Annotated in this window: 17 protein-coding genes; 12 read left to right on the forward strand and 5 right to left on the reverse strand. The window is 37.4% G+C overall.

Features of this window, described 5'->3' with window-relative positions:
* Position 1: 1 nt before the first annotated feature.
* Positions 2-277: a DUF3817 domain-containing protein gene (locus EQG61_RS06935; RefSeq protein ID WP_129461191.1), complete on the reverse strand. Its 276-nt coding sequence runs from the start codon at positions 275-277 to the stop codon at positions 2-4.
* 150 nt (positions 278-427) lie between these two features.
* On the opposite strand from EQG61_RS06935, the gene EQG61_RS06940 reads away from it, so the two are divergent.
* The 6 genes from EQG61_RS06940 to EQG61_RS06965 all read left to right on the forward strand — a co-directional run bounded on the left by EQG61_RS06940 (position 428) and on the right by EQG61_RS06965 (position 12,116).
* Positions 428-1,963: a DEAD/DEAH box helicase gene (locus EQG61_RS06940; protein WP_129461192.1), complete on the forward strand. Its 1,536-nt coding sequence runs from the start codon at positions 428-430 to the stop codon at positions 1,961-1,963.
* A 228-nt stretch (positions 1,964-2,191) separates the two neighbouring features.
* A complete protein-coding gene (gene pelF / locus EQG61_RS06945; protein WP_129461193.1) occupies positions 2,192-3,733 on the forward strand; it encodes a GT4 family glycosyltransferase PelF in 1,542 nt (513 codons plus the stop codon).
* Between the two features lie 31 nt (positions 3,734-3,764).
* The gene (locus tag EQG61_RS06950) at positions 3,765-5,378 is read left to right on the forward strand and encodes a hypothetical protein (RefSeq protein ID WP_129461194.1); all 1,614 of its coding nucleotides are present in this window, start codon (positions 3,765-3,767) and stop codon (positions 5,376-5,378) included.
* Between the two features lie 55 nt (positions 5,379-5,433).
* Positions 5,434-6,168 carry an endo alpha-1,4 polygalactosaminidase gene (locus tag EQG61_RS06955; RefSeq protein WP_164974902.1) on the forward strand — a complete coding sequence of 245 codons (735 nt, stop codon included), beginning with the start codon at positions 5,434-5,436 and terminating at the stop codon, positions 6,166-6,168.
* Positions 6,169-6,215: 47 nt separating this feature from the next.
* Complete coding sequence (locus EQG61_RS06960) at positions 6,216-8,159, forward strand: hypothetical protein (RefSeq protein ID WP_129461196.1); 1,944 nt, start codon at positions 6,216-6,218, stop codon at positions 8,157-8,159.
* Between the two features lie 3 nt (positions 8,160-8,162).
* On the forward strand, positions 8,163-12,116 hold the full coding sequence (locus tag EQG61_RS06965; protein ID WP_129461197.1) for a DUF2194 domain-containing protein: 3,954 nt from the start codon (positions 8,163-8,165) through the stop codon (positions 12,114-12,116).
* 53 nt (positions 12,117-12,169) lie between these two features.
* On the opposite strand, the gene EQG61_RS06970 is transcribed toward EQG61_RS06965, so the two are convergent.
* Positions 12,170-13,243 carry a DUF4832 domain-containing protein gene (locus EQG61_RS06970; RefSeq protein ID WP_129461198.1) on the reverse strand — a complete coding sequence of 358 codons (1,074 nt, stop codon included), beginning with the start codon at positions 13,241-13,243 and terminating at the stop codon, positions 12,170-12,172.
* Positions 13,244-13,344: 101 nt separating this feature from the next.
* On the opposite strand from EQG61_RS06970, the gene EQG61_RS06975 reads away from it, so the two are divergent.
* Genes EQG61_RS06975 through EQG61_RS07000 form a run of 6 tightly spaced genes read left to right on the forward strand, consistent with a single transcriptional unit; the run spans position 13,345 to position 20,264 of the window.
* On the forward strand, positions 13,345-15,258 hold the full coding sequence (locus EQG61_RS06975) for a DUF294 nucleotidyltransferase-like domain-containing protein (RefSeq protein WP_129461199.1): 1,914 nt from the start codon (positions 13,345-13,347) through the stop codon (positions 15,256-15,258).
* Between the two features lies 1 nt (position 15,259).
* The gene (locus EQG61_RS06980; protein ID WP_129461200.1) at positions 15,260-15,856 is read left to right on the forward strand and encodes a 3'-5' exonuclease; all 597 of its coding nucleotides are present in this window, start codon (positions 15,260-15,262) and stop codon (positions 15,854-15,856) included.
* A gap of 45 nt (positions 15,857-15,901) precedes the next feature.
* Positions 15,902-17,374, forward strand: a complete 1,473-nt coding sequence (locus tag EQG61_RS06985; protein ID WP_129461201.1) for a glycoside hydrolase family 32 protein — start codon at positions 15,902-15,904, stop codon at positions 17,372-17,374.
* An 8-nt stretch (positions 17,375-17,382) separates the two neighbouring features.
* Positions 17,383-18,705 (forward strand): sugar porter family MFS transporter, encoded by a 1,323-nt coding sequence (locus EQG61_RS06990; protein ID WP_129461202.1) that lies wholly within the window; start codon positions 17,383-17,385, stop codon positions 18,703-18,705.
* Between the two features lie 3 nt (positions 18,706-18,708).
* The gene (locus tag EQG61_RS06995) at positions 18,709-19,596 is read left to right on the forward strand and encodes a carbohydrate kinase family protein (protein WP_129461203.1); all 888 of its coding nucleotides are present in this window, start codon (positions 18,709-18,711) and stop codon (positions 19,594-19,596) included.
* Entirely contained in the window at positions 19,593-20,264 is a 672-nt protein-coding gene (locus tag EQG61_RS07000) for a GDSL-type esterase/lipase family protein (RefSeq protein WP_129461204.1), read from the forward strand. Before EQG61_RS06995 ends, EQG61_RS07000 begins: the two co-directional genes overlap by 4 nt.
* A 57-nt stretch (positions 20,265-20,321) precedes the next feature.
* Here EQG61_RS07000 and acs read toward each other — a convergent pair whose 3' ends face one another.
* From acs to EQG61_RS07015, 3 genes are all read right to left on the reverse strand, one after another.
* Positions 20,322-22,229, reverse strand: a complete 1,908-nt coding sequence (acs, locus tag EQG61_RS07005) for an acetate--CoA ligase (protein WP_129461205.1) — start codon at positions 22,227-22,229, stop codon at positions 20,322-20,324.
* 138 nt (positions 22,230-22,367) lie between these two features.
* Positions 22,368-24,263 carry an acetate--CoA ligase gene (locus tag EQG61_RS07010; RefSeq protein ID WP_129461206.1) on the reverse strand — a complete coding sequence of 632 codons (1,896 nt, stop codon included), beginning with the start codon at positions 24,261-24,263 and terminating at the stop codon, positions 22,368-22,370.
* A gap of 20 nt (positions 24,264-24,283) precedes the next feature.
* Positions 24,284-24,646 (reverse strand): response regulator transcription factor, encoded by a 363-nt coding sequence (locus EQG61_RS07015; protein WP_129461207.1) that lies wholly within the window; start codon positions 24,644-24,646, stop codon positions 24,284-24,286.
* Positions 24,647-24,648 lie beyond the last annotated feature (2 nt).

Genomic DNA, 24,648 nt, shown 5'->3' on the forward strand with positions numbered 1-24,648 from the left:
ATTAGAAATATTTCTTTTCCATGACAAAGGTTCCAAAAGGGAGTAATGACGCTATTTGAATCCAGCCCAAATCACGCCATGTCCATTGTTGTTGTGCTTTAATTGCTAAAGCTAGGTATACATAGGCAATAAACAAAAGGCCGTGCGACATACCAATGGGAAAAAGTAGTGTCTTGTATAGCACTAAATCATTTGGTTTTACAAAGAGCATGTTGGCAAATAATACCAAATAGGAAATGCCTTCTAAAAAAGCAATGGTTCGAAAAAGTCGGGTCATGAGTTTTGGGTTTGGTACAAAATTAGGAATCACGATTTAGATTTAACCTAAAATAACTTTAAAATTGTTTACAAATTCAGGATATATTTTTTGTTAAAAATTAGGTTGCCACTCTTTTTTAAACTTATTTTTGCAAAATTTCATTTTTGAATGTTGGATCAACAATTATTTGACGAATTAGAGGATCGAAAGGAACTTTACGATTACCAAATACGGGACATCGATAAAATTTTCGAGCGATTGGATAACGCGCCTGCTAATTATCATTTGTTGTATCAATTGCCTACTGGTGGTGGAAAAACGGTTATCTTTTCTGAAATCACCCGTCGCTATCTTGAAAAACACCAGAAAAAAGTGGTGGTTTTAACCCATCGTATCGAATTGTGCAAGCAAACTTCAAAAATGCTGAATACATTTCGAGTTAAAAACAAAGTCATCAACAGCGACATCAAAGAATTACCCGATCAAGAAGAGTATTCTTGTTTTGTGGCCATGGTTGAGACCTTAAAAAATCGCTTAAACGATAAAAAATTAGCCATACACGATGTGGGTTTAGTGATTGTCGATGAAGCGCATTTTAATTCCTTTCGCAAATTATTCAGTGCTTTTAAAGATACCTTTATATTGGGCGTAACCGCTACGCCATTAAGTTCGAATGTGAAACTACCCATGTATCAAAATTACAATGAATTGATCGTTGGGGATACCATTCAAAATTTGATTGACCAAAAATACTTAGCCAAAGCAACAACCTATAGCTACAATGTGGGTCTGACTTCTTTGAAAGTGGGCATCAATGGCGACTATACCGTAAAGTCATCTGATGAATTGTATTCCAATTTGATGATGCAGGAGAAATTGTTGCATGCCTACATGGAAAAATCAATGGGAAAAAAAACCTTGATTTTCAATAACGGTATCAGCACCTCATTGTATGTGTATGAAACGTTTAAAAAGGCAGGATTAAACATTCGCCATTTGGATAATACAACGCCCAATGACGAACGAAAAGAAATTCTGAAATGGTTCAAAAAAACACCGGATGCTATTGTGACTTCGGTAAGTATTTTAACGACAGGTTTTGACGAACCCACGGTAGAGAGTATCATTTTGAATCGAGCGACAAAGTCCATCACCCTTTATTTTCAAATGATTGGACGCGGTTCACGGCGTTTGCCCAATAAAGAAGAGTTTACCATCATCGATTTAGGAAACAATGCTCTGCGTTTTGGGTTGTGGAATAATCCTGTGGATTGGCAACATATATTTAAAGCTCCTGAATTTTATCTGGCTAGTCTCCGCGATGATGCCGAGATAGAAAGTAATTTTAAGTACGAGATGCCGCCTGAATTGCGTAAAAAGTTCAGTAAATCGGTTGATTTTGAATTTGATCTACATGAAGAATTTAAATTCACCGTAAAAAATAATTTGAAAGCCAAAACGGTCATTGACAAATCGATTGACCAACATGCGCGTATTTGTGTTGAAAATGCAGAGGATCAAATCTCGGCTAAATTCTTAACCAAAGAATTGGCGGATGATATTGAATATCGCGTGCGCCAATATTGTGTTTTATTAGGAAATACTACAAAAAATTACCGCTTGTGGTTAATTGAAGACTACAAAGAAAAACTGGTTTTGGCCACATCAAAAAAAATGCGGGAAAAATTAATGGCTGAAGAGTAGTCAGAAAAATCAGCTATCTCGATGAAAAACACCATTTTATCGGTATAATTCATCCTTAAAATTTCCTTACAAAATTTCATTGTACAAAAAGTGTATTTCATCGAGTTTATCACTATTTATAACTGATTTCACTCCATCACTCCATTTCACAAAATATCTTTGTTTCAAGTTTAACTATTAGCCGAGTTCTTTTAATCGCCCCAGATTAAAAAACCCTATTAAATTCGTATGCAGAACAAAAATGAAGTAATGCTGATATTGGAAGGCACTTATCCCTTTAATGGCGGTGGTGTTTCGACTTGGGCACATTCTTTATGTAGTCAAGTTTCAAATGTCGATTTCTCATTGTACACCATCAATGCTAATTTTGAAGTAGCTTCAAATTATGTATTGAGTGAACAAGTGAAAAACGTCATTCAAGTTCCAATTTGGTCACCGCTCGAACCACAAGAGTTGGTAGATTATGGTAAAAAATACCACAAATTTGTTAGTCGAAAAGAAAAAGATGACTGTGAGGCGATTCAACAGGAGTTCATTCCTTTGTTTAAAGAACTACTCGGTCATATTTATGCGCCGGTACAAGAACCCAAAGCAATTGATCAAACTGTTTTTCGATTGTGGAAATTCTTCCAAAATCACGATTATAAAAAAACCATGAAAAGTTGGGCGGTTTGGCGTTGTTTTTACGAAACAACTACTGGAATTGCTCAAAATGACGGTCATTACGACGTTTCTCTTTATGATTTGACTGTGGGGATGCGTTGGATTTATCGCTTTTTATTACCTATATCCATTCCCGTACCCAAAGTAGATGTTACGCATTTAACCTTGTCGGGATTCCCCGTATTACCCGCTTTGGTTTTAAAATATAAATACGGTACGCCTATGGTGCTTACCGAACATGGAGTCTTTATTCGCGAGCGATTGATTGCAATCAATACTTCGGAATATTCATTTTTCTTAAAGAACTTACTCATTCGATTTTCGGAGTGTATTACCAAATTAGCGTATTACAAAGCGGATAAAATCGTATCGGTTAACAAATTCAATAGAGGATGGGAATTAAAGTATGGCGCCGACCTGAAAAAAATCGAAGTAGTTTACAACGGTATTGATGAAACTGTTTTCGTTCCTAAGGAAAAACCAGCGCATTTGAAAGATATTCCCACAGTAGTGGCTGCCGCACGTGTGTTTGAATTAAAGGATATAATTACCATGATTCGCTCTTGCGCAGTTGTACAAAAAGTCATTCCGAATGTGCGATACATCGTTTATGGAGATGCCGAAGCGGTTCCTTCTTACACTACAGCATGTAGAGAATTAATCACTGAATTGCACTTAGAAAATAATTTTATTTTTGCCGGCCATCATGAAACGCCAAGTGAATTGTTTTGTGAAGGCGATGTATCGATATTGACTTCAATTTCTGAAGGATTTCCCTATACTGTGATTGAATCCATGAGTTGTGGAGTGCCTGTAGTGGCTACGGATGTTGGGGGAGTAGGAGAAGCATTGGATGAATCTTGCGGATATTTATGTAAGCCCAAAGATTTTGAAGCCCTTGGAAATCGTGTGATTGAATTACTTCAAAATGAAGAATTGCGCAAGAAAATGGGGGAGAATGCACGAAGAAAAGTGATTCAAAATTTCACCATTACAAAGTTTATCAACGCGTATGAAAAAATCTATGATTCCTTGATGCAATCACCCGTTGATAAGACCATTTATTTGCATTCAAATCAAGAGGAAATGACCATGGAAGCCTCTTAAAATTAACCATAAAAGATCCCCAATCTACAGTATGGAAAACTACAATGAAAAAAGACAATCTCTCCTAGAATCCATTCGAGAGAAGATCGGTAAGCCTGTAAGTGTGCACGTTGTTGAAGCGACAATAGAGTCCTTTGGTATTCGTGAAAATGACACAATGGAGGATTATGGATTTGCGTCTATTCCTGATTTGGCTCAATTTATTTTTTCAGCCATTTACAATAGTGCAGACAGTACTACTCTTAAAAATGAAAAGGAAAAAGAACAAGAAATCTTAGAACCCATTCGGCATAAGTTTTCCGATTACATATTTGAAAAAGCCAAAATTTTCAGTCAGTACTACACACTTGGATTGTTTCATTTATTACCTGTTTTTATTCAAATTGCCACCATCATCGTGTTCGGTTTTTCGCTGTGGACCTTTGTTGGATTCAATGAAATCCAATCGACAGCGGTGGTTTTAGGGGTTATCGTCGGACTCATTTCTACGGGTGGATTTATCCAAGTTATTGGAAAACAAGCCTCGTTTTATTGGAATCACCATGATTATTTGCGCGTGCGCCGAACCATTAACTATTTATTGAAAATAGGGGTAGGTTCAATATTTACGGTACTGCTATTAATTTTTACGGTTAATCTATTTTTCCACTTGTACCCGTATGAGTTATTATTTGTTGTTTTTGCCTATGCCTTTTTAATCGGAATTTTAGTCTTAGTGATTGCGCCATTCCACACCATAAAACAGCGTTGGGCTATTACAATTTCTGTTGCTTTGGGGACATTAACCGCTGGAATTTTAAAAGAATATACCACACTTTCTATCTATTTTGTGCATTGGTTAGGGATCGCCGTTGCTATTTTATTTGCAAAAACAATTTTGACCTTGTATTTGCGTAAATATGTTAAACAAGTGAAATCCAATTCGGGAGATTCCATTGCCATTCCTGTGTTTATTTACCATAATTATCAGTACTTTATTTATGGTTTTCTCATGTATTTTTTCATTTTCATTGATCGAATTTTTGCTTGGTCAGCTGGAGTAGGTCCGAGCCAACCGTTTATGGTGTATTTTGAAAAAAACTATGAATTAGGAATGGATTTAGCCATCATGGTGTATCTCTTGTTGGCTGGTGTATTGGAATATGGAATTGCATCGTTTACTCGCTTTATGGATATTGGTCAAAAAGTAATTAGCGCTTCAACGCCAGAAATGTATAGTAATCACATTCGAAAAATGTACTGGCAACAAGTAGTTTTGTTATTTATTACCGGTTTTTTAGCTTTTTTTGGAGTTTTCGAATTGATCCATGCTTCATGGGGTTTCCAAGCTAAATTTCATCATGAACTCGGCGGACTTAGTTTTAAAGTCTTCCTGATTGGTGGTGTGTCGTATTTAATTTTGGCTTGGGGAATTTTGAATACGCTGTATTTGTTTACACTGGGTCAAATTAAAAAACCATTAAAAGCGCTAATCTATGCTTGTTCCATGAACCTACTTGTTGGGTTTGTTTTAAGTCGATTGATAAGCTACGAATGCAGTGTTTTCGGGTTGTTGGCTGGTTCAATTTTATTTCAATTGATTACCATGAAAGATACGTTCAAGTACATTAAAAATTTAGATTACCACTACTATGCAGCGTATTAAGTACATCCTATATATTTTACCCATTATAATTATAATCATTGCATTTCAAAATACCATGAAAAAAGAAGCTGTGTTGGTGTGTTATGGAAAATTAAAGCCGGAAACAATCAATGGTTATCGTTACGTTATTTTGGAATCGCATCATTATTTAGAAAGTAATGTTCGGGTTTTCAAGTCCCAAAACAAACAGGTGTTTGCCTATTTCAGTTTGGGGGAAGTCAATGAAAATGCACCCCATTACAATGCTTTAAAGGAACATACATTAGGGAAAAACACCATTTGGAACAGCCATTATTTGGATTTAAAAAATCCGGTAACACGAAATATTATTTTGGAAGTTACAGATTCCATTTTCAAAAAAGGGTTTGACGGAATTTTCATGGATAATTTTGATAATTACACCCAATTCGGTCCCCAAAAAGACCAACGTGAAGGAATTATCACATTACTCAAAGAACTCAAAGCCAAATACCCCAATAAGCTGTTTTTACAAAATGCCGGACTAGAGTTGGTGCCTGAAACCCATTCGTACATCTGCGGAGTGGCTTTTGAATCGGTCGCCTCTGACTATCAATTTGACACCCAAATATATCAATTGCGAAAAGAAACTCAGTATAATGAACGCTACGCATCCATTACTCAAATGCAATCCAAGTGGAACGTGCCCGTAATTTGTATTGAATATGCTGATACCAAAAATTTGAAAGAATCCATTCAAAAACGCATGGATTCTACCGATTTTGATTACTTCATTGGTAAAATCGATTTACAAACACTCCCTAAATTTTAGTATTTGCCATGATGATGTTTTTTACAAGTTCGATTTTAATAGGCTTTATGCGACTTTGTCTCATTATCCTATTTTTATTTTATTTGAACCGAAAGTTCATTAATAAAGAAAAGCAGGTTCATTTTCTCGATTTTATTGTCACCAATTGGCTCCGCTATGGCGCACTTTTAATTGTACTTATTTTTTGTTTGGTGCAGTTAAGTGCTTACAATACATTTAATTGCTATTTTTTACTTAGTCTTTTTGTACTCTTAGATTCTATAGGCATTCAAAACCTTAAAAATCCGAAGGGGTTTATCAAACAAGCCTTTAAAAAAGCAATCATCAACTTAATTAAAGCGGTCGAAAACAGAAAGTCTATCCGTTATTTTTTATCCATTACTCCCAAAGATAAAAATGTACGGTATGAAAATCGGATCCTATTTTGGACGGTGATTATTATTGGCGCAACCACCTTTTTAAGTCGCTATTTCTTTGTGATTTATGATAATTATTCCTTATCCGATTCGTGGATTAACGATTTGAATTCCGTTTTGCAATTTGACAATCAATATTGGGCTACGCAGGATTTACGAACCAATGGCGAACTCTCACTCGTTAATTTTTACAGTAAAATTACCGATGTGAGTCCGGCAATTGCCCTACAAGTCATCGCCTTACTAGAATCGGTAATTTTGGCCGTTGTCTTGTTTTGGGTTATTCATAAAATGACTTTGTCGAAGTATTTTGCACCATTGATTACCGCTTTATTTTTTGGTTTGGTGTATGTGCTTTCGCCACTGAATGTCTATTTCGTTTTAAAAGGAAATCCAACATTTTTGGCCTTGGCCTTTGCTTTGCCATTGTTTGCAATGTATGCCAACTCGAACTTGTTTAAAGGAAATAAAAAAAGCTACTTTATCTTATATGCAGTTGGATTTGTAGCCATCGGACTAACCGACTTATTTACGTATTGCATACTCATTCCGCCTTTTTTATTAATTGCGGGCGTACTAACCACAGTTAGCCAATGGAAAAAAAGTATATTGGTTTTGGCTGCGTTTATGGTAGCGAGTTTTGTTCTCTTTGTAATCTATAAATTGGCTTGCCAATATCAAGGTATCGATTGGATTTCGTATTTAGAGTCCAATTTAATTTCGATCAGTTCTTACACCTACGTTCCGCAATTGGTTTACCCTTATGCGACAATTTTGTATTGGGTTCAAGTAAGTTCGATGATTGCTTTGGGATTATTACTTCTTTTTGTGGTCATAAAAAAAGGGGAGTGGCGCACACCTTTAACGTTCATCTCCTATTTCAATTTCTTGATTTTATTATCCAATTTCCATTTGAAGTTTGTCGACAAAGATTTATTGAATAATGCCATGATTGTATTTTTACCGTTGATTATTGGTTTTAATATTGCCATTCTTCAAACGGTATTCCAATCGTTTTGGAAACCTTCAAAAAAAGGTGTAGTGGTTTGCATGCCCTTAACCTATGTGCTTTTCGTTTTTTTAGCCTTTCATTATCAAAAGGAAAAAATGGGCGAATTGGAAGTTTCTGATGATACGCCAAAATATATTTTAAATGCTTATGATCACATTGCTTCCAATTATTTTGAGCAAACCTATTGTGTAGTAAATGATCCGGCTACACAGGTATTGAGCACCAATTCCCATTATTTCATGAATTATGATTATTTCTTAAACGAATATCCCAAAATCGATTCCATCCAACATCAGTACCGAAATAATCCTGAATTTTTCCGTACCCATCCTGAATATGCTGTAGCAAAAAGTATCTTGGTTTTTGTCTTAACCGAATCCAGTATGGTCGAGAAAAATGTGTTTGCCGAAAACAAACATTATCAAAATAAATTGGTAAAATCATTGAAATCACTTCGCCAAAAAGGAAGACCAATCAATTTGATTTATACCAGTAAAATTCTCAATGTTTACGAGATTTTGAACGAACCCAAAAAGAGTAAAGTAAAAGATTTATTGTTTTAAGCCATGAGAAATTCAACCCTAAATAAACTATTTTTTTACAGCATTGTTCTGCTTTTTGTGGTAACAGCTTGTGGGAAACGTGACAATAACGATACCAATTCGGTTTTTGATTGGCTAAGATCCGATGAAGAAATTGAAATTGCGGATAATTTCATTCGTTACCAAACGCCTGAATTGAGTCAGACCCCCGTAGTACTATCTTTATATGACGATCAAGCAAAATACAGCAAATTATACAATGCAGAACTTCGAAAAGCCTGTGATTACAGTAAACTTCCATTTAATTGCAGTACAGAGTCAAGTTGGAACACCTCACTATCCATTCCATCTACTGCACGCGTAATTGTGGTATACAACACCCGAAAATTAAACGATGCAGCTATTGCCAAATTGTTGGATTTTGTAACCAAAGGCGGTCATTTATTTGTACCCTTTGCTAGTGAGGATAAGCGTATGGCCTTTCTATATGGTTTCAAACCCGAAGCAGAATACGGTACCAATACCAAAGCTTTGGGTTGGTATTTTACATCCCCGGTTTTACCTGGAATGGAAAATAAAACGCGCAACTTAGAATTTAAGTTCTTTGGTTTTGCTGCCGAGAATTTTTCAGAAAAGGTTCGAGTTCTAGCCACCGCTGCTAATGATCATACGTATCCTGCTATTGTGGAGAATAAAGTAGGGTTAGGGCAGGTATTATTGTATAATACATCCGGTGATTTTGGAAAAATTGACCGCGGATTCTTGTTTGCTGGTGTTTTGAGAGGATTGGAAAATGTTCCTTATCCAATCGCTAATACGGCTACTATTTTCTTAGATGATTTTCCAGCACCACAGTATGATATTAAAGCGGAACCGATTCAATCAGAAATGAATTTGACTACTTCAGATTTTGTCTCTAAAGTATGGTGGCCCGATATGAAAGCTTTGGCACAAGAATACAAAATTCCATATGCGGCCATGCTTACTTTTGATTACCGCAATAAAATTGTACCGCCATTTACCTTAGATCAATGGAATTCAAGGAAAATAAAAACGAATAATCATACCGAAGCTTTACCCGATTGGTTTGTAAATGAATTGAAAAAAGGCAATCACGAATTGGCTTTCCATGGGTATAACCATGTGTCATTGACTAAAAAATTATGGCCCAATGAGGAAATGATTCAAACCTCTATGAGTACTATAAAAAAGAAATGGGAGTTGAGCAATTATGGAAAATATCCAACGACCTATGTACCACCTTCCAATGAGATTGACGGTTATGGTGTTCGGGCACTAAAAAAATCAATGCCCAGTTTGAAATACATGTGTAGTTTGTTTTTAGGACAAGCAGAGGAGGGGGGCGATCGCGAATTTGATTACGATCCGTTTAGTTCAAATTTCTTTGATTATCCGCGCATTTCCAGTGGATTTTATTTCTCAAATGATGAAGTCTATGCCACAAAATCCATGTATTTATTTACTGGAATTTGGACCCATTTTGTGCATCCTGATGATGTTTTTCAAATTCCCGCGACAGCAAATAGTAGTGCCGGAAGGTATAATTTGCGCAATAATTTAAATTATGGATGGCGAACGTCCAAAAACGCTAAGACCGCTATGTACCCTGAATTCAAGTCTTTTATTCAGGAATTTACAAAACAGTTTCCTCAAATGCATTTTGTGAATGGTAACGAGGGAGGAATCACGGTTATGCGTTGGAGAGCTTCGCGTTATCAACACCAATCCAACAACGGAAATTACAGTGTGTCGCAAACCAATGCCATTCAAATCGATAATAATTATTGGATGATGTTTGGCTCCAAAGAAAAAAATGCAACAACAGAGGCCGTCTTAAAAAAACAAGGGTATTCGTTCACCAAAACACCACTAATGGATGGCTATTTATACAGTATCAAAACGGTTAAAGATCAGATCATTTTGCCAGATTATAAAGAACAAGAAAAGACAAATGATGAAAAGATTGCAACCGTAGTGGCTCTTACACAAAATGAATTGGTTACCTATAAAAAAGCCGTAGCCCGTTTTTTGAGTGGTGGAACTTGGGAAGATGATTTTGTCAAAAAGCACGAATTGGAATTATTGACATTGAAATATAAAATGCTTGATAATGCCGAGATTGATTCCACCGTTTGGAATAAGTATGCCAAATACATGTCGTGGGAAGATAAAGCCGGCGAAGTCTGGAAAATGTATGACATCCATGCTACAAAATTCCCGTCCAAAAACAATGTGTTGTATGCAACAGAACTGGATCATGTGATTGGATATCCGGATGATTTAGTTAAAGAAAAATGGATGTTCGAACAAACGAAAGTAGCTCCGAATGACCTTTCCCTATTAAAGGCCTATGTGTTGAATTTTAATTCGGAGGAAAATAAAGAAAAGATCAAAGGTTTGCTGCAACAAATACACCGATTGGAACCTTCACATGACAATCATGCCGCCTACATTAGTCATTTGCAAAATTACTTTCCCGAGGAGTGGAAATTGGAAGTGGATAAAATTCAACCTTCCGAACTATGGAGTTCGATGGCAACTAGTTTTGTTTGGAAGTATGCCGATGAGGGTAATTTTCAAAAAGCGCTCGATTGGTCCGCCTTTAGTCCGGAAATTGATTTTAAACAAAAAATGCAATGGTATGTAGAAATGGGTAAATCCTCTCAAGTCATTCCCTTGTATAAAGAGTACATCAAGAAAAACCCAGATGATCAAGAAGTTAAAGCCTTAATGACCACTATTTATCATGGATTAGGGCGTTTTACAGAGGCCTGGACTGTTGCCAATTCAATGAGTGAATCTCCAGCTAAAGAAGAACTTCGTAAAATGTTAAATAAAGATGTTGTTTTTGAAGAAGTGGGGATTCAACAAGAATTAATTGCAAATCAACAGCCGTTATTTTATCCTGATGTCTTGAAAAAATTGAACAAATCTATTCGGTCAGAATATGGGGATTATTTGGATTACAAATCCAGTATGGAAACCAACCAGAAAGATCCCGCAATTTTCAGAAATTTACTTTCGTATAATCGAATTGATGCCAAAAAACGCACCCATACTTTTGGAATTTCGTATTCAGGTTATTACGAAATTGATTTTCGCAACGGGAAAAGATACGATTACAATACCGATAATGCATTGGGTGGTTTAGAGTACCAATTTAAAACGGCATCCATTGAAAATAAAGCGCAATATTGGTCGAGAGCGCGACTGGAAATGAGTCAGCAAAGTGCATTGTATTTTCAAACTAGCGTCGGATTTAACAAAACAAAAGGGAAAAATTACTATTCGTCAGAATTAAGTGCTTTCCCAGCAGAAACGGCTTCTGCAATGAATCAAAAGATTTACAATATTCGCTTCACAGGCTATTATGAAACGCAATTATTAAAGAAATTGAATGTTTCATTCGTTCTTGAAAGCGATTATTTTACAGATGGAATGTTATCTCGCGATACTATTTTTAGACGGTTACCGGGTAAAAACAATTTCAATGTAGCATCGCAAGCGAATCGTATTAAAATAACGGAATTACCGGATGGAAATTTGAAAATAGAAGAATTTGACGCTTCTTACAGTGGCCACTTTTCTGCGCGAATTTTGTGGGATGAAAAAAAGAAAAGCGTTTCTAAGTTTATTCCTTTTGTTGAATCACAAGTAATGTTGGGATCGCGTGATTTACAATTGGGCTATCCGTATTGGATGCTAAAAGAACGATTCTTTGGTGGTGGCGGACTAGGATGGGAACTCAACACAGAAAATTTAAAAGCTAGATTGGAAGCCGGCTATTTTTTAGATGACTTTGCTAAAAATTTCAAGCGATTGAACGGGTCGTTAAGTTATCAATTGTTTGATTTTACGGCTATTACTTTTAATTTGGAGTTTTTTAACCAACAAAAATATTACTCCAATGCGGTTTCTTTCGGACTGAAACACAATTTTAAAGCGAGAAAACGATAATAAAAAAGGGATTCATTTACGAATCCCTTTTTTTATGTATGGTGTTGTTTTTATTAATCATCCGTTAAAACAACGCGACGGGTATCTTTAATGCCATCTTTCGAAATTTCAACAAAATACACGCCATCACTTAAACCGTTTACATATATTGTTTTGCGGTTATTTACCAATGATTGTTCGGTGTCAATCTTTTGTCCCAATGAATTGTATAGCACCACTTGATAGTTTTCAATTCCGGCCATTTCTACATGCAATTCATTTTGAGCAGGAACGGGATAAATGACACTTTCAAATTTCACATTTTCTGCTAGAGCAAGAGGAGAAGTGACATTTAAAATATAATTCAAGTCATTATATCCGGTTGATGCATTCCACATGTTTGAATTGGCCATTTGAATCGCATATTCTGGGCGATTGGCTAGGGAAGGACTGGCATCTGCAATGTGTAAATACAATCGATAATTGCCAACAGGTAAGGAAGAGGGCAATTGTAAATTTTCAGCGACAATAATTTCTGTCGGTCCCAACCATCGGCGTGGATCAGTATTCATGGGTAAGCTGACGATTTGGTTTGTGGTTGTGTTTTTTAAAATTAAGGAAACCGTTCGGGCATTGTAAGGTGCTGCAAAGCCAGCATTCAAAAGTTTAAAATTTACGGGTAAAACGGAACCAACCATAGCTGTCGTCGGAAAAGTTGAAGAACGCAACTCAAAGCGATATCCCAATTTATTTTCTATATCTGCGTAGCAATTATTCGTTTGAAATCCGTCAATAACTCCAGGAAAATAGTCCAAATTCATAAATGACCAGTGAAATTTAGCCATTTCTTGAAGGGCAGAAGCACAACCTGATCGGGGTAAATTCATGGCACACGTTTCACCCCCCATTGCTAGAAACTTGGTATCTTGTTCCATGTAAGGATATTGGGTTGCCGTATTATCATAGGTTCCAAAATCGGTCGAACTCGCCAAAAAACAATCATTGTGATGCGCAATTCGAGCCGAATTCGTTTGTGTAAACGCTTGTGTGGAAGTTACTGCTGTTGAAGAATACATCAATTGTTTGAATGATGGGTAGCGAACTTGTATCATCCGACTAGTCGGTAAAGCGCTAAGCAAGGCATTCATGATGTCTTTGCGGTGGTTGTTGTTGGCTGTGGTTAGATTGGTTTGGTTATAACCCCAACCACCAAATTCAGCTTGACTATCGTTATTGATTGAAAACTGCTATGAGTAATGCTATTGCACAGCGTATTGCTGATTTTTTAAAGGATTATGAACCGTTCAATTTTTTAGCCTATGATGATTTGGTAAAAATCGCCATTACTGTTCGCGTTCATAATTTAGAAAAGAACAAAACACTTTTTCAAATCAATGATGCGTTACACGATTCGTTCTATGTTGTATCTTCTGGAATTGTGAATTTAATGGTGGTTTCTGATGCCGATGAAATGCTACTCAATAAATGCCATACTGGTGATATTTTTGGTTTGCGTCCCTTTTTTGCAAAAAACAATTACCAGATGACCGCCAAAGCCAAAGACGATTGTATTGTGTATGCTATTCCAATTGCAACATTCAAACCGTATGTTTCACAAAATCAAGAAGTCTTAGATTTTTTACTGGAAAGTTTCGCAACCAATTCCAAAAACCAAGCCGATAAACAAGCCAAAGGTCTTTTATCGGATACTGTAGCATTCAATGAGAATCAATCGGATATGTTGTATTTTCAAACCTTGAGTTACAATCGTAATCCGTTGAAAGTGAGCGCTACGACTACTATCCGTGATGTTGCGCAACTGATGACCGATAATTTATTGGATAGCGCGTTAATTACGGATCAAGCCTGTCCCATTGGCATTGTAACCGATAAAGATTTTCGCGCCAAAGTGGCTACAGGTCGTATTCCAGTTCTGTCGCTAATCCCCACTTTAATGAATGCTCCAGTTATTACTGTAACTGAAAATATCTCCGTGGCTGAAGCGCAATTGGTGATGTTAAAACACGGTGTCACCCATTTGTGTGTAACCTTGGATGGAACCGACAAATCGGAAGTGAAAGGAATCATTTCTGAGCACGATTTGGTGGTTGCGCAAGCCAATAACCCCGGCGTTCTTTTGAAAGAAATAAAGAAATCTAATTCGGCTAAAGAACTCAAAATTGTTCGGGATAAATTATACGAAATCATTCAATCGTCTTTAAATAGAACGATTCCGTTGACTCACATTAACAGCATTGCCGGTGAAATTACGTTAGCTATAGTAAAAAGAGCGGTCGAACTTGCAATTTTAGACCTTGGGTCCCCTCCTGCTCGTTATGCTTGGTTGTGTATCGGTAGTCAGGGACGAAAAGAGCAATTGTTGTTAACCGATCAAGATAGTATTCTAATCTTTGAAGATGTCCCCGCCGACAAGTACAGAAACACCAAAGATTACTTCATTCGATTGGCCAAAAAAGCCACCGGGACTTTAGAAAAAGTGGGGTATAAAATGTGTTCTCAAAATCATATGGCAAGCAATATGCTTTGGTGTAAGTCGTTGACAGATTGGGTGAAACAGTATAACAACTGGATGAATACTCCAGGTGAAAAATCCAATGAAATCAGTAGCGTATTTTTTGATTACGAAATGGCTATTGGCGAACAAAAATTGGAAGATGCACTCACCGATGTGATTTTCAAAAATGCCAAAAACAATGTCTTGTTTTTTGATTATTTAGGGAATGATGCACTTCGTAAACCACCCGCACTAACGTTCTTTAAAAAGTTCAATGTGGAAGAAGAAGGAACGTTTAAAGGGAAATTTGACATTAAAAATCGAGGTATTCTTCCTTTAGTGGATGCTGCCCGATTATTAGTAATCAGTAATTCCATCAAAGGGATAAATAGTACCTATCATCGTTACAAACATCTCGCAATTATTGATCCAAAACATGCTGAAATCTATGTAAACTGCGCTGAAGCCTTTCTAGAGTTGTCCAAATTTAGAACCCTAGAAGGTTTGAAAAATGATGATGACGGACAGTATATTGATTTGGAAGAAATGAGCAAAGTCGACAAAGAAAAATTAAAACACGCGTTACAACCTATGCGTGAATTGGAAGAACTGATTAAAGACAACTATCAACTCACACAATTCTCCTAATATGCTGGATTGGTTAAAGAACATAAACAAAGATTACCCGGAATTTTGGAAAGACTATTTGTCAAAATTTGATAAAAAGTCCAATCGCTATGTCGCCTTTTCATTGGAAACTACCGGACTCAATCCACGAAAAGATGTAGTGCTTTCCATTGGGGCTATCGGAATTATAAACGATCAAGTGATTGTAGGTGATGTTTTTGAAATTGCGATTCCGCAGTATAAATATTTGCATGATAATGGCCTTAATCATGACTTTGGAATGGAAAGTTTGCAACCCAAGCTCGCCGAACCTGCAGCTATCGAAAATTTTATCAAATTTATTGATAATGCCGTATTAGTTGGACACCGTACCTATTTTGATGTTGAAATGTTAAATGAACTATTAGAAAAATTAGGTTGTGGTCGCTTGCGAAATGAGGCGTTGGATATTGAAATTATGTACAAAAAACTGCACGATATTTCGGATAAAAATTTCGCATTAGACGAATTGGCAGCACATTACAAACTTCCCACGACAGAGCATGTTTCCACAACCGACGATGCCTATAACATCGCTCTCATGTTTCTCAAATTAAAATCAAAATTAGGTTTGCGATAAGTGTTAAAGAATTGATTTTTTGTTATTTTTAGCAAAATTTAATTCATGAAATCGCTATTTGCTGCACTCTTCTTTACCGGAATTTCAATTTATGCGCAAAATTACGACGAAATTTATCGTCCGCAATTTCACTTCACACCGCCTGCACATTGGATGAATGACCCCAATGGCTTGGTATATTTTAACGGTAAATATCATTTATTCTATCAATATTATCCTGAAGCTACGGTTTGGGGTCCGATGCATTGGGGCCATGCAGTAAGTTACGATTTAATGCATTGGGAGCAACTCCCTATCGCTTTATATCCCGATGCTTTGGGTTGGATTTTTTCCGGAAGTGCTGTAATTGACACCCAAAATACCGCTGGATTTGGAAGAAACGCCATGATTGCAATTTTCACGTATCACAATGATGAAATTTGGAAATCGGGTAAAAAAAACACCGAATCGCAAGGAATTGCGTACAGTTTGGATGAAGGAAAAACCTGGGTGAAATATGATAAAAATCCGGTACTCAACAATTCTGGGGAACAAGATTTTCGCGATCCAAAAGTTTTCTGGAATCCTTCAACACAGCTTTGGAATATGGTATTGGCGGTTGGCGATCATATCCGAATTTTTTCGTCTCCCAATTTAAAAGAATGGAAAAAAGAAAGTGATTTTAAACCCGACAATGATTTTAAAGATCTCGGTTTTTGGGAATGCCCCGATTTATTTCCTATGACCACTTCGGAGGGGACCACAAAATGGGTGATGATTGTTAATCACGGTGATAAATGTCCGAATGGCGGTTCGGGAACACGCTATTTCGTTGGTGATTTCGATGGAAAAACCTTCACTCCTAGTCAGTCTTCGCTTTGGATGGATCACGGCACTGATTTTTATGCAGCCGTCACCTTTTCCAATGTACCCGATAACCAACGTATTCTTTTAGGATGGATGAGCAATTGGCAATATGCCACCAAAGTGCCCACTGAGGTTTGGCGAAGTGCCATGACAGTACCACGCCAACTCGAATTGGTCGCTTCAAAAAATCAATTTTTCCTAAAGCAATCCCTATTGCCCGTTTTCCAATACAATCAAAACGAATTGTATAAAGCCATTATTGCCTCTTTGCCTTTTGAGAAAAAGCGATTGGAATTGGAACAAGCTGAAATTTCATTTGCGACTGAGGCTTCCGACTTTAGAATCACTCTTTCAAATAGTGCTAAAGAACAATTTCAAATCACCTTTGCCGATGGCGTAATTCAAATGGATCGATCTCAATCGGGACAAGTTGGATTTAGTGAAGTTTTTGGTTCAAAAATTCAATCCATGGCGGTACCTGAAAAGATTACTTCTGTTCAAATGCTATTGGATGCATCGTCGATTGAACTGCTTATTAATGACGGGAAGTATTCCATGACCAATTTGTTTTTCCCTATTCAACCCTATTCAGATATTTCTATCACTTCGAATTCAGTTCAAAAAATCAAAAATTTAACCATCAACGCAATTCCTTCTATTTGGAAAAAATAACTATCACTATGAATTATCGTAAAATATTTTATTGGTCCATTGTCGTGGCCTTGGCCGGATTCCTGTTCGGATTTGATACTGTTGTGATTTCAGGGGCTGACAAACAACTTCAAACCTTATGGAATAGCTCCAACTTATACCATGGATTAGTGGTCATGTCTTCAGCGCTTTGGGGAACTGTTGTAGGAGCAGTTTTCGGTTCGTGGCCCACCAATCATTGGGGACGTAAAAAAACATTAGTTGCTATCGGTGTGCTCTTTTTGCTTTCGGCTGTGGGAACTTGTATGGCAAATGATCCGGTTTCATTTGCGGTATTTCGATTTTTGGGCGGACTCGGAATTGGAGTTTCTACTATTGCAGCTCCGGCTTATGTATCAGAAATTGCTCCTGCTGCAAAACGGGGTCAATTGGTTGCCTTGTACCAATTCAATATTGTTTTCGGAATATTGGTCGCTTTTGTTTCTAATTATTTTTTACGCGATATTGGGGAAAATGCTTGGCGATGGATGCTCGGAATCCAAGCAATTCCTGCCTTGCTCTATACATTAATGGTTATGGGTGTACCCGAGAGTCCGAGATGGCTGTTAGAATATAAAAACGACGCCGAAAAAGCAGTGCAAATACTTAAAGCGATTGATCCAACAGTTGATCCTCAGGACAGTATTCATGCTATTTTAAATGAAAAAAAGAATGACCCAACTTCTGAATCTCTATTTTTAAAAACCTACCGCAAACCCCTACTCCTTGCCTTTTTCATCGCTTTCTTCAATCAAGTTTCTGGAATTAATGCATTTTTATATTATGCGCCTCGAATTTTTGAATTGGCGGGTTTAGAACAGTCGGCGTCTTTTTTAAGCAGTATGGGAATTGGATTAATCAATCTAATTTTCACCATTATTGGTGTCGGACTCATTGACAAATATGGGCGAAAAACATTGATGTATGTTGGTTCTATTGGTTACATTATTTCCCTCGGATTAGTAGCCATTGCTTTTGCATTGGAATGGAAAGGTATGTTAGTGCCGCTTTTCTTTTTTGTCTTTATCGCGGCTCATGCTATCGGACAAGGTGCGGTAATTTGGGTATTCATTTCTGAAATATTTCCCAATAAATTACGCGCTGCGGGACAATCCTTTGGTTCTTCGGTGCATTGGGTTTTAGCGGCCATTATTCCAGCCTTTATGCCATTTACTATTGAAAAAATTGGAGCAGCTTCTGTGTTTACCTTTTTCTGTATCATGATGATCGGGCAATTGGCTTGGGTATATTTTAAAATGCCCGAAACCAAAGGGAAATCCTTGGAAGATGTTTCGGAAAGTCTAAAAAGTTAGAACATGAAAAAGGTAGTTTGTTTTGGAGAAATATTATGGGATGTTTTACCAACCGGTGCTATTGCCGGTGGAGCCCCTATGAATGTAGCCATTCGTTTGCAATCGCTAGGGGTTTCTTCCCAAATTATAAGTAGAAGAGGAAATGATTCTTTGGGTGAAGAATTGATTGCTATTCTAGCCAATAAAGGGGTTTCCACAGCACTGATACAAACGGATTCTGACTTGAAAACCGGTGAAGTATTGGTTCATTTGGATGAAAAAGGGCATGCTTCTTATGAAATTGTATATCCGGTAGCGTGGGATAAAATTGCTGTTGAAGATGTTGCTATTGAAGCTGTTCACCAATCCGATGCCTTTGTATTTGGTTCATTGGCCACCCGCGACGAAACGTCAAAAGCAAGTTTGCTCACCTATTTGAAACATGCAAAATACAAAGTGTTTGATGTAAATATTCGTCCGCCGTATTACGACATTGATGACTTGGCAGCGTTGATGATCCATGCGGATTTATTAAAATTAAATGATGACGAACTCTTTGAAGTTTGTCCTGCATTGGGTTCGGGGCATCATACTTTAGAAGGGCATATACAATTTTTATCGAACTATACGGGGGTTGAAAGTATCTGTGTGACTTTAGGTGCGAAAGGTGCGGTGTTTTATACCCAACAAAAATTTTATTATTCCCCAGGATTTGCAGTTGAAGTTGTGGATACCATTGGTGCAGGAGATAGTTTTCTAGCCGGATTACTTTCCGTGTTTTTGAATGAAAATAATCCGCAAAAAGCCGTAACTTTCGGTTGTGCTATTGGCGCATTGGTAGCTGGAAAAAAAGGTGCCAATCCTGAGCTGTCACAACGAGAAATTGAATTATTTATTACCCAACAAAAATGAACATCAAACCCTATTTTATTCTTCTATTTGCTACTTCATTAATTGCGCAAACAAAAGTGAGTGATTTTGTTGATTATCAAAAATATGACACAGAAAATAAAATGATCATGTCAGCATCCAACTTTCAAGGAAAAACAGTGTTGATGGGTGATTCTATCACTGAGTTTTGGAAAGTGAATGACCCGCAATTTTTTGAACAAAACCAATTGATTGATCGTGGAATAAGTGGACAAACCACAAGTCAGATGCTATTGCGTTTTCGACAAGATGTTATTGCTTTGCAACCTAAATCGGTGGTTATTTTAGCTGGAATTAATGATATTGCCCAAAATGCTGGTCCGATTTCTGTTCCTCAAATTTTTGACAATATTAAATCAATGGTGGATTTAGCAAAAGCGAATAAAATCCAACCCATTCTTTGTTTATTGGTTCCCGCCAATCGATTTCCCTGGCGTCCCGAAATTATTCCAACAGAAAAAGTAACTGAATTGAATGCTTTGATTCAAAATTATGCACTTAAAAATGCGCTTCCTTTGGTGGATTATTATACACCTTTGAAAGATAGTGATTCTGGATTAGCCAAGAAATATGGAGATGATGGTGTACATCCCAATTTAGAAGGATACAAAGTGATGGAGAAAACGCTAATGGCTGTGCTTAAAAAATAAAAAAAACTGCCTTCATAAGAAAGCAGTTTTCAACCAATAAACTAAATAAACTAATAACTAAACGCGATCGTTTTTAATTTCTTCAACGATTTCCGGGTTTAATAACGTTGAAATATCACCGAAGTTACTGAAGTCACCTTCTGCGATTTTACGCAATATTCTACGCATAATTTTTCCTGAACGGGTTTTAGGTAAACCGCTTACAAACTGTATTTTATCCAATTTGGCAATCGGTCCAATTTGATCCGAAATTAATTGGTTGATTTCTTTCGCTAAATTTTCACGATTACGGGTCTCTCCTACTTCTTTCAAAATAATAAATCCGTACATCGCATTACCTTTAATGTCATGCGGGAATCCTACGATAGCACTTTCTGCCACTGCGGGATGTTCATTAATTGCATCTTCAATAGGTGCGGTACCAAGGTTGTGCCCTGAAACTATGATGACATCATCTACCCGACCGGTGATTCGGTAATAGCCCACTTCATCACGTAAAGCTCCGTCACCTGTAAAATATTTTCCTGGGAAAGCCGAAAAATAGGTCTCTTTATACCGTTGATGATCACCCCAAATGGTTCGCGCCATACTTGGCCAAGGGAATTTGATACACAAACTTCCGGTCACTTGATTGCCTTCAATTTCATTGCGCAATTCATCCATTAATACGGGCTGAATTCCGGGTAAAGGTAAAGACGCATAGGTTGGTTTTGTAGGCGTTACAAAAGGAACAGGTGAAATCATTATTCCTCCGGTTTCGGTTTGCCACCAGGTATCCACCAATGGACAACGTTTACCACCTACATGGTCATTGTACCAATGCCAAGCTTCTTCGTTAATTGGCTCACCTACTGAACCAATTACTTTTAATGACGACAATGGATATTTTTGCACGTAATCCAAACTCTCTTTCGCTAATGCACGAATGGCAGTTGGAGCCGTATAAAATTGATTGACTTTGTGTTTTTCTATAACTTCCCAAAAACGGCTGAAATTGGGATAGGAAGGAACACCTTCAAAAATAACAGTTGTAGCACCATTCAATAATGGCCCGTATAAAATGTAAGAGTGACCTGTAATCCAACCAATGTCGGCCGTACACCAATACACATCATTTTCTTCATAATTGAAAATGTTTTTAAACGTGTAAGCGGTATACACCATATATCCTGCAGTCGTATGCAGCATCCCTTTGGGTTTTCCAGTTGAACCGGATGTATACAGAATAAATAAGGGATCTTCAGCATCCATGATTTCCGCTACATTATTTGGAATTGCAACGTCCAATAAAGGTTGCAACCATAAATCGCGTCCTTCTTTCATAGGAACATCTTGATTGGTACGACGTGCTACTAATACGGTTTCAATCGTGGGACATTTTTCCAAGGCCTCGTCAACGATACCTTTTAAATTGATGGTTTTATCACCGCGATACCCTCCATCAGAAGTAATCACCATTTTGGCTTCACAATCTTGAATCCGTGCCGCTACGGCAGAGGCTGAAAATCCGGCAAACACTACAGAATGGATGGCGCCAATTCGTGCACAAGCCAATACGGCTACTGCCAAATCAGGAATCATCGGTAGGTAAATACAAACGCGATCCCCTTTTTTGATACCTTGATCCCGAAGTACGTTCGCCATTCGAGCTACACGAGCATATAATTCGTTATAGGAGATATGTTGTGCGGCCTCGTTGGGGTCATTGGGCTCAAAAATGATGGCCGTTTTTTCCCCTCTTTTGGCTAGATGCCGATCTATACAATTTTTGGTAATATTTACTTTAGCATTCACAAACCATTTGAAGTCGGCTTCCTGCATATCGAACTCTAAAACTTTGTCCCATTTTTGGTACCAAGTAAAATTCTCATCCGCGATTCGGTCCCAAAATTTTCGGGGTTCACGAATGGATTTTTTATACATTTTAAAATAATGTTCGAGATTATTTATTTTATAATAACTCATTTCCTTATTTTTTTATTAATCTGATTACAAATCAAAAGTAAAGATAAAAAAGATGCAAAATTGATTTTTGTTGCTAAATTGCTATAGCTAATTAAAGCAGGCTTTATCTTCAGCTTATGATATAATTTACAATAATTTTTATTTAAAACTTCCTATTTTACAATGACTTAACACTTCTTCTATTTCAGGAATAATTGCTTCATCATCTATAGTAGAAGGGATTTGATAGTCGGCGCCATCAACTATACTTCGCAATAATTTTCGCAATATTTTTCCGGAACGCGTTTTGGGTAAGCGTTGTACTACGATGACATCTTTCAAAGAAGCTACGGCACCAATTTGTTCCCTCACTTTTTGAACGATTTCATGTTGCAATTGAAAATGTTCAATTTCTTCGCCTGATTTAGTAACTACTAAGGCCAAAGGAATTTGTCCTTTTAAATCATCATTAATTCCAATCACAGCACATTCTGCAACGGAATGATGCGCTGCCACAATTTCCTCCATTTCGGCTGTAGACAAGCGGTGCCCTGCTACATTTATTACATCATCTACCCTACCCGTGATGAATAGATAGCCTTCATCATCTTTAAATCCGCCGTCTCCTGAAAAATAATACCCAGGGAATTTGGTTAAATAACCTGCTTTAAATCTGGGGTTGTCGTTCCAAATGTCCAATAAAGTTCCTGGAGGTAATGGCAATTTAATCACCACATAACCTTCTTCATTCGGGCCCAATTCTTCGCCATTTTCAGAAAAAATACGGATGTCATAACCTGCCACCGCTTTGGAAGCTGAACCTGGTTTAATAGGAAGTTGCTCCACCCCCATCATATTGGAAATCATGGGCCAACCTGATTCTGTTTGCCACCAATGGTCAATAGCAGGCACCGGAATATGTTCGTTATACCATTCCAAAGTCGCCACATCGCAACGTTCACCGGCTAAAAACTGAGTACGTAAACACGATAAATCGTATTGTTTGATGAATTCACCATTGGGATCTTCTTTTTTAATCGCGCGAATTGCAGTGGGCGCCGTAAACATCACGCTGACATTGTGTTCTGAAATCACACGCCAAAAGGTACTCGCATCTGGAGTACGAATCGGTTTTCCTTCAAAAAGAACAGTTGTATTACGATTTATTAACGGACCGTAAACAATATAACTATGTCCGACTACCCATCCCACATCCGATGCAGCCCAAAAAACTTCACCCGGTTGTGCGCCGTATATATATTTCATCGAGAATTTTAAAGCCGTTGCATAGCCACCGGTATCTCGAACAATTCCTTTGGGTTTACCTGTTGTACCTGAAGTATATAGAACATATAAGGGATGTGTAGCATTTACAGGTACACAAGCCGCTTCTTCTGAACCATAGACTAAGGCATCGTAATCCACGTCGTATTTTTTAAAAGGAATCCGAGCTCCCAGTTTACGATTCAAAACCACTACTTTTTTGGGTTTATGATCGGCCAATTCAATGGCTTCATCCACTAAAGGTTTATATGCAATCAATCGATCAATTTCGATACCTGAAGACGCAGTAATCACAACTCGAGGTTTGCAATCATCGATGCGTATGGCTAATTCATGAGGAGCAAATCCGCCGAAAACCACCGAATGCGTTACGCCAATTCGTGCACAAGCCAACATCGCAAATGCAGCTTGGGGAATCATGGGCATGTAAATTACAGCCGTATCGCCTTTTTTCAAACCCAATGCTAAAAGTCCGCCCGCCAACCGTGAGACTTCCGATTTTACTTCGTTAAAACTATATTTCTTAAGGGTTTGGGTAACTGGTGAATCGTAAATTATGGCTACTTGATCACCATATCCGGCTTCAATATGTTGGTCCAATGCCAAATAACACGCATTGGTTTCACCATCGGCAAACCACAAGGGATAGCCGTTAGCATCTTCCGATAAAATGGTGTTGGGTGGTGTAAACCAAGGCAGTTCGTTGCTTTGTTTTTTCCAAAAGGCTTCCTTGTTACCAAGGCTTTCCTGGTAAAATTCGTTGTAATTCATGGTATTTGTTGGTTGTTGTTTTACGCTAAAAGAACATGTACTTGTTCGACTACTTTTTTCAAAGAAAAAGGTTTGGTTAAATAGGCATCAGCGCCCAAGGCTAATCCTTTTTCAATGTCACTTTCTTTATTTTTTGCGGAAAGGAAAATCACTTTACAATGATTTAAATTTTCATTTTGGCGAATCTGTTGTAAAGTTTCAAATCCATCTACTAAGGGCATCATGATATCCAAGATGATAACATCTGGAAATTGTGTTTTTAAAATCTCTAATGCTTCTTGACCGTCACGCGCGATAAATACTTCAAAATTATTTTTCTTGAAGGTATATTCTAGCGTCATTACTATGTTGGGTTCGTCATCAACGATTAAGATCTTTTTCATGG

Origin of the sequence: Flavobacterium stagni (assembly GCF_004122105.1) — a bacterium.
Lineage (GTDB): Bacteria > Bacteroidota > Bacteroidia > Flavobacteriales > Flavobacteriaceae > Flavobacterium > Flavobacterium stagni.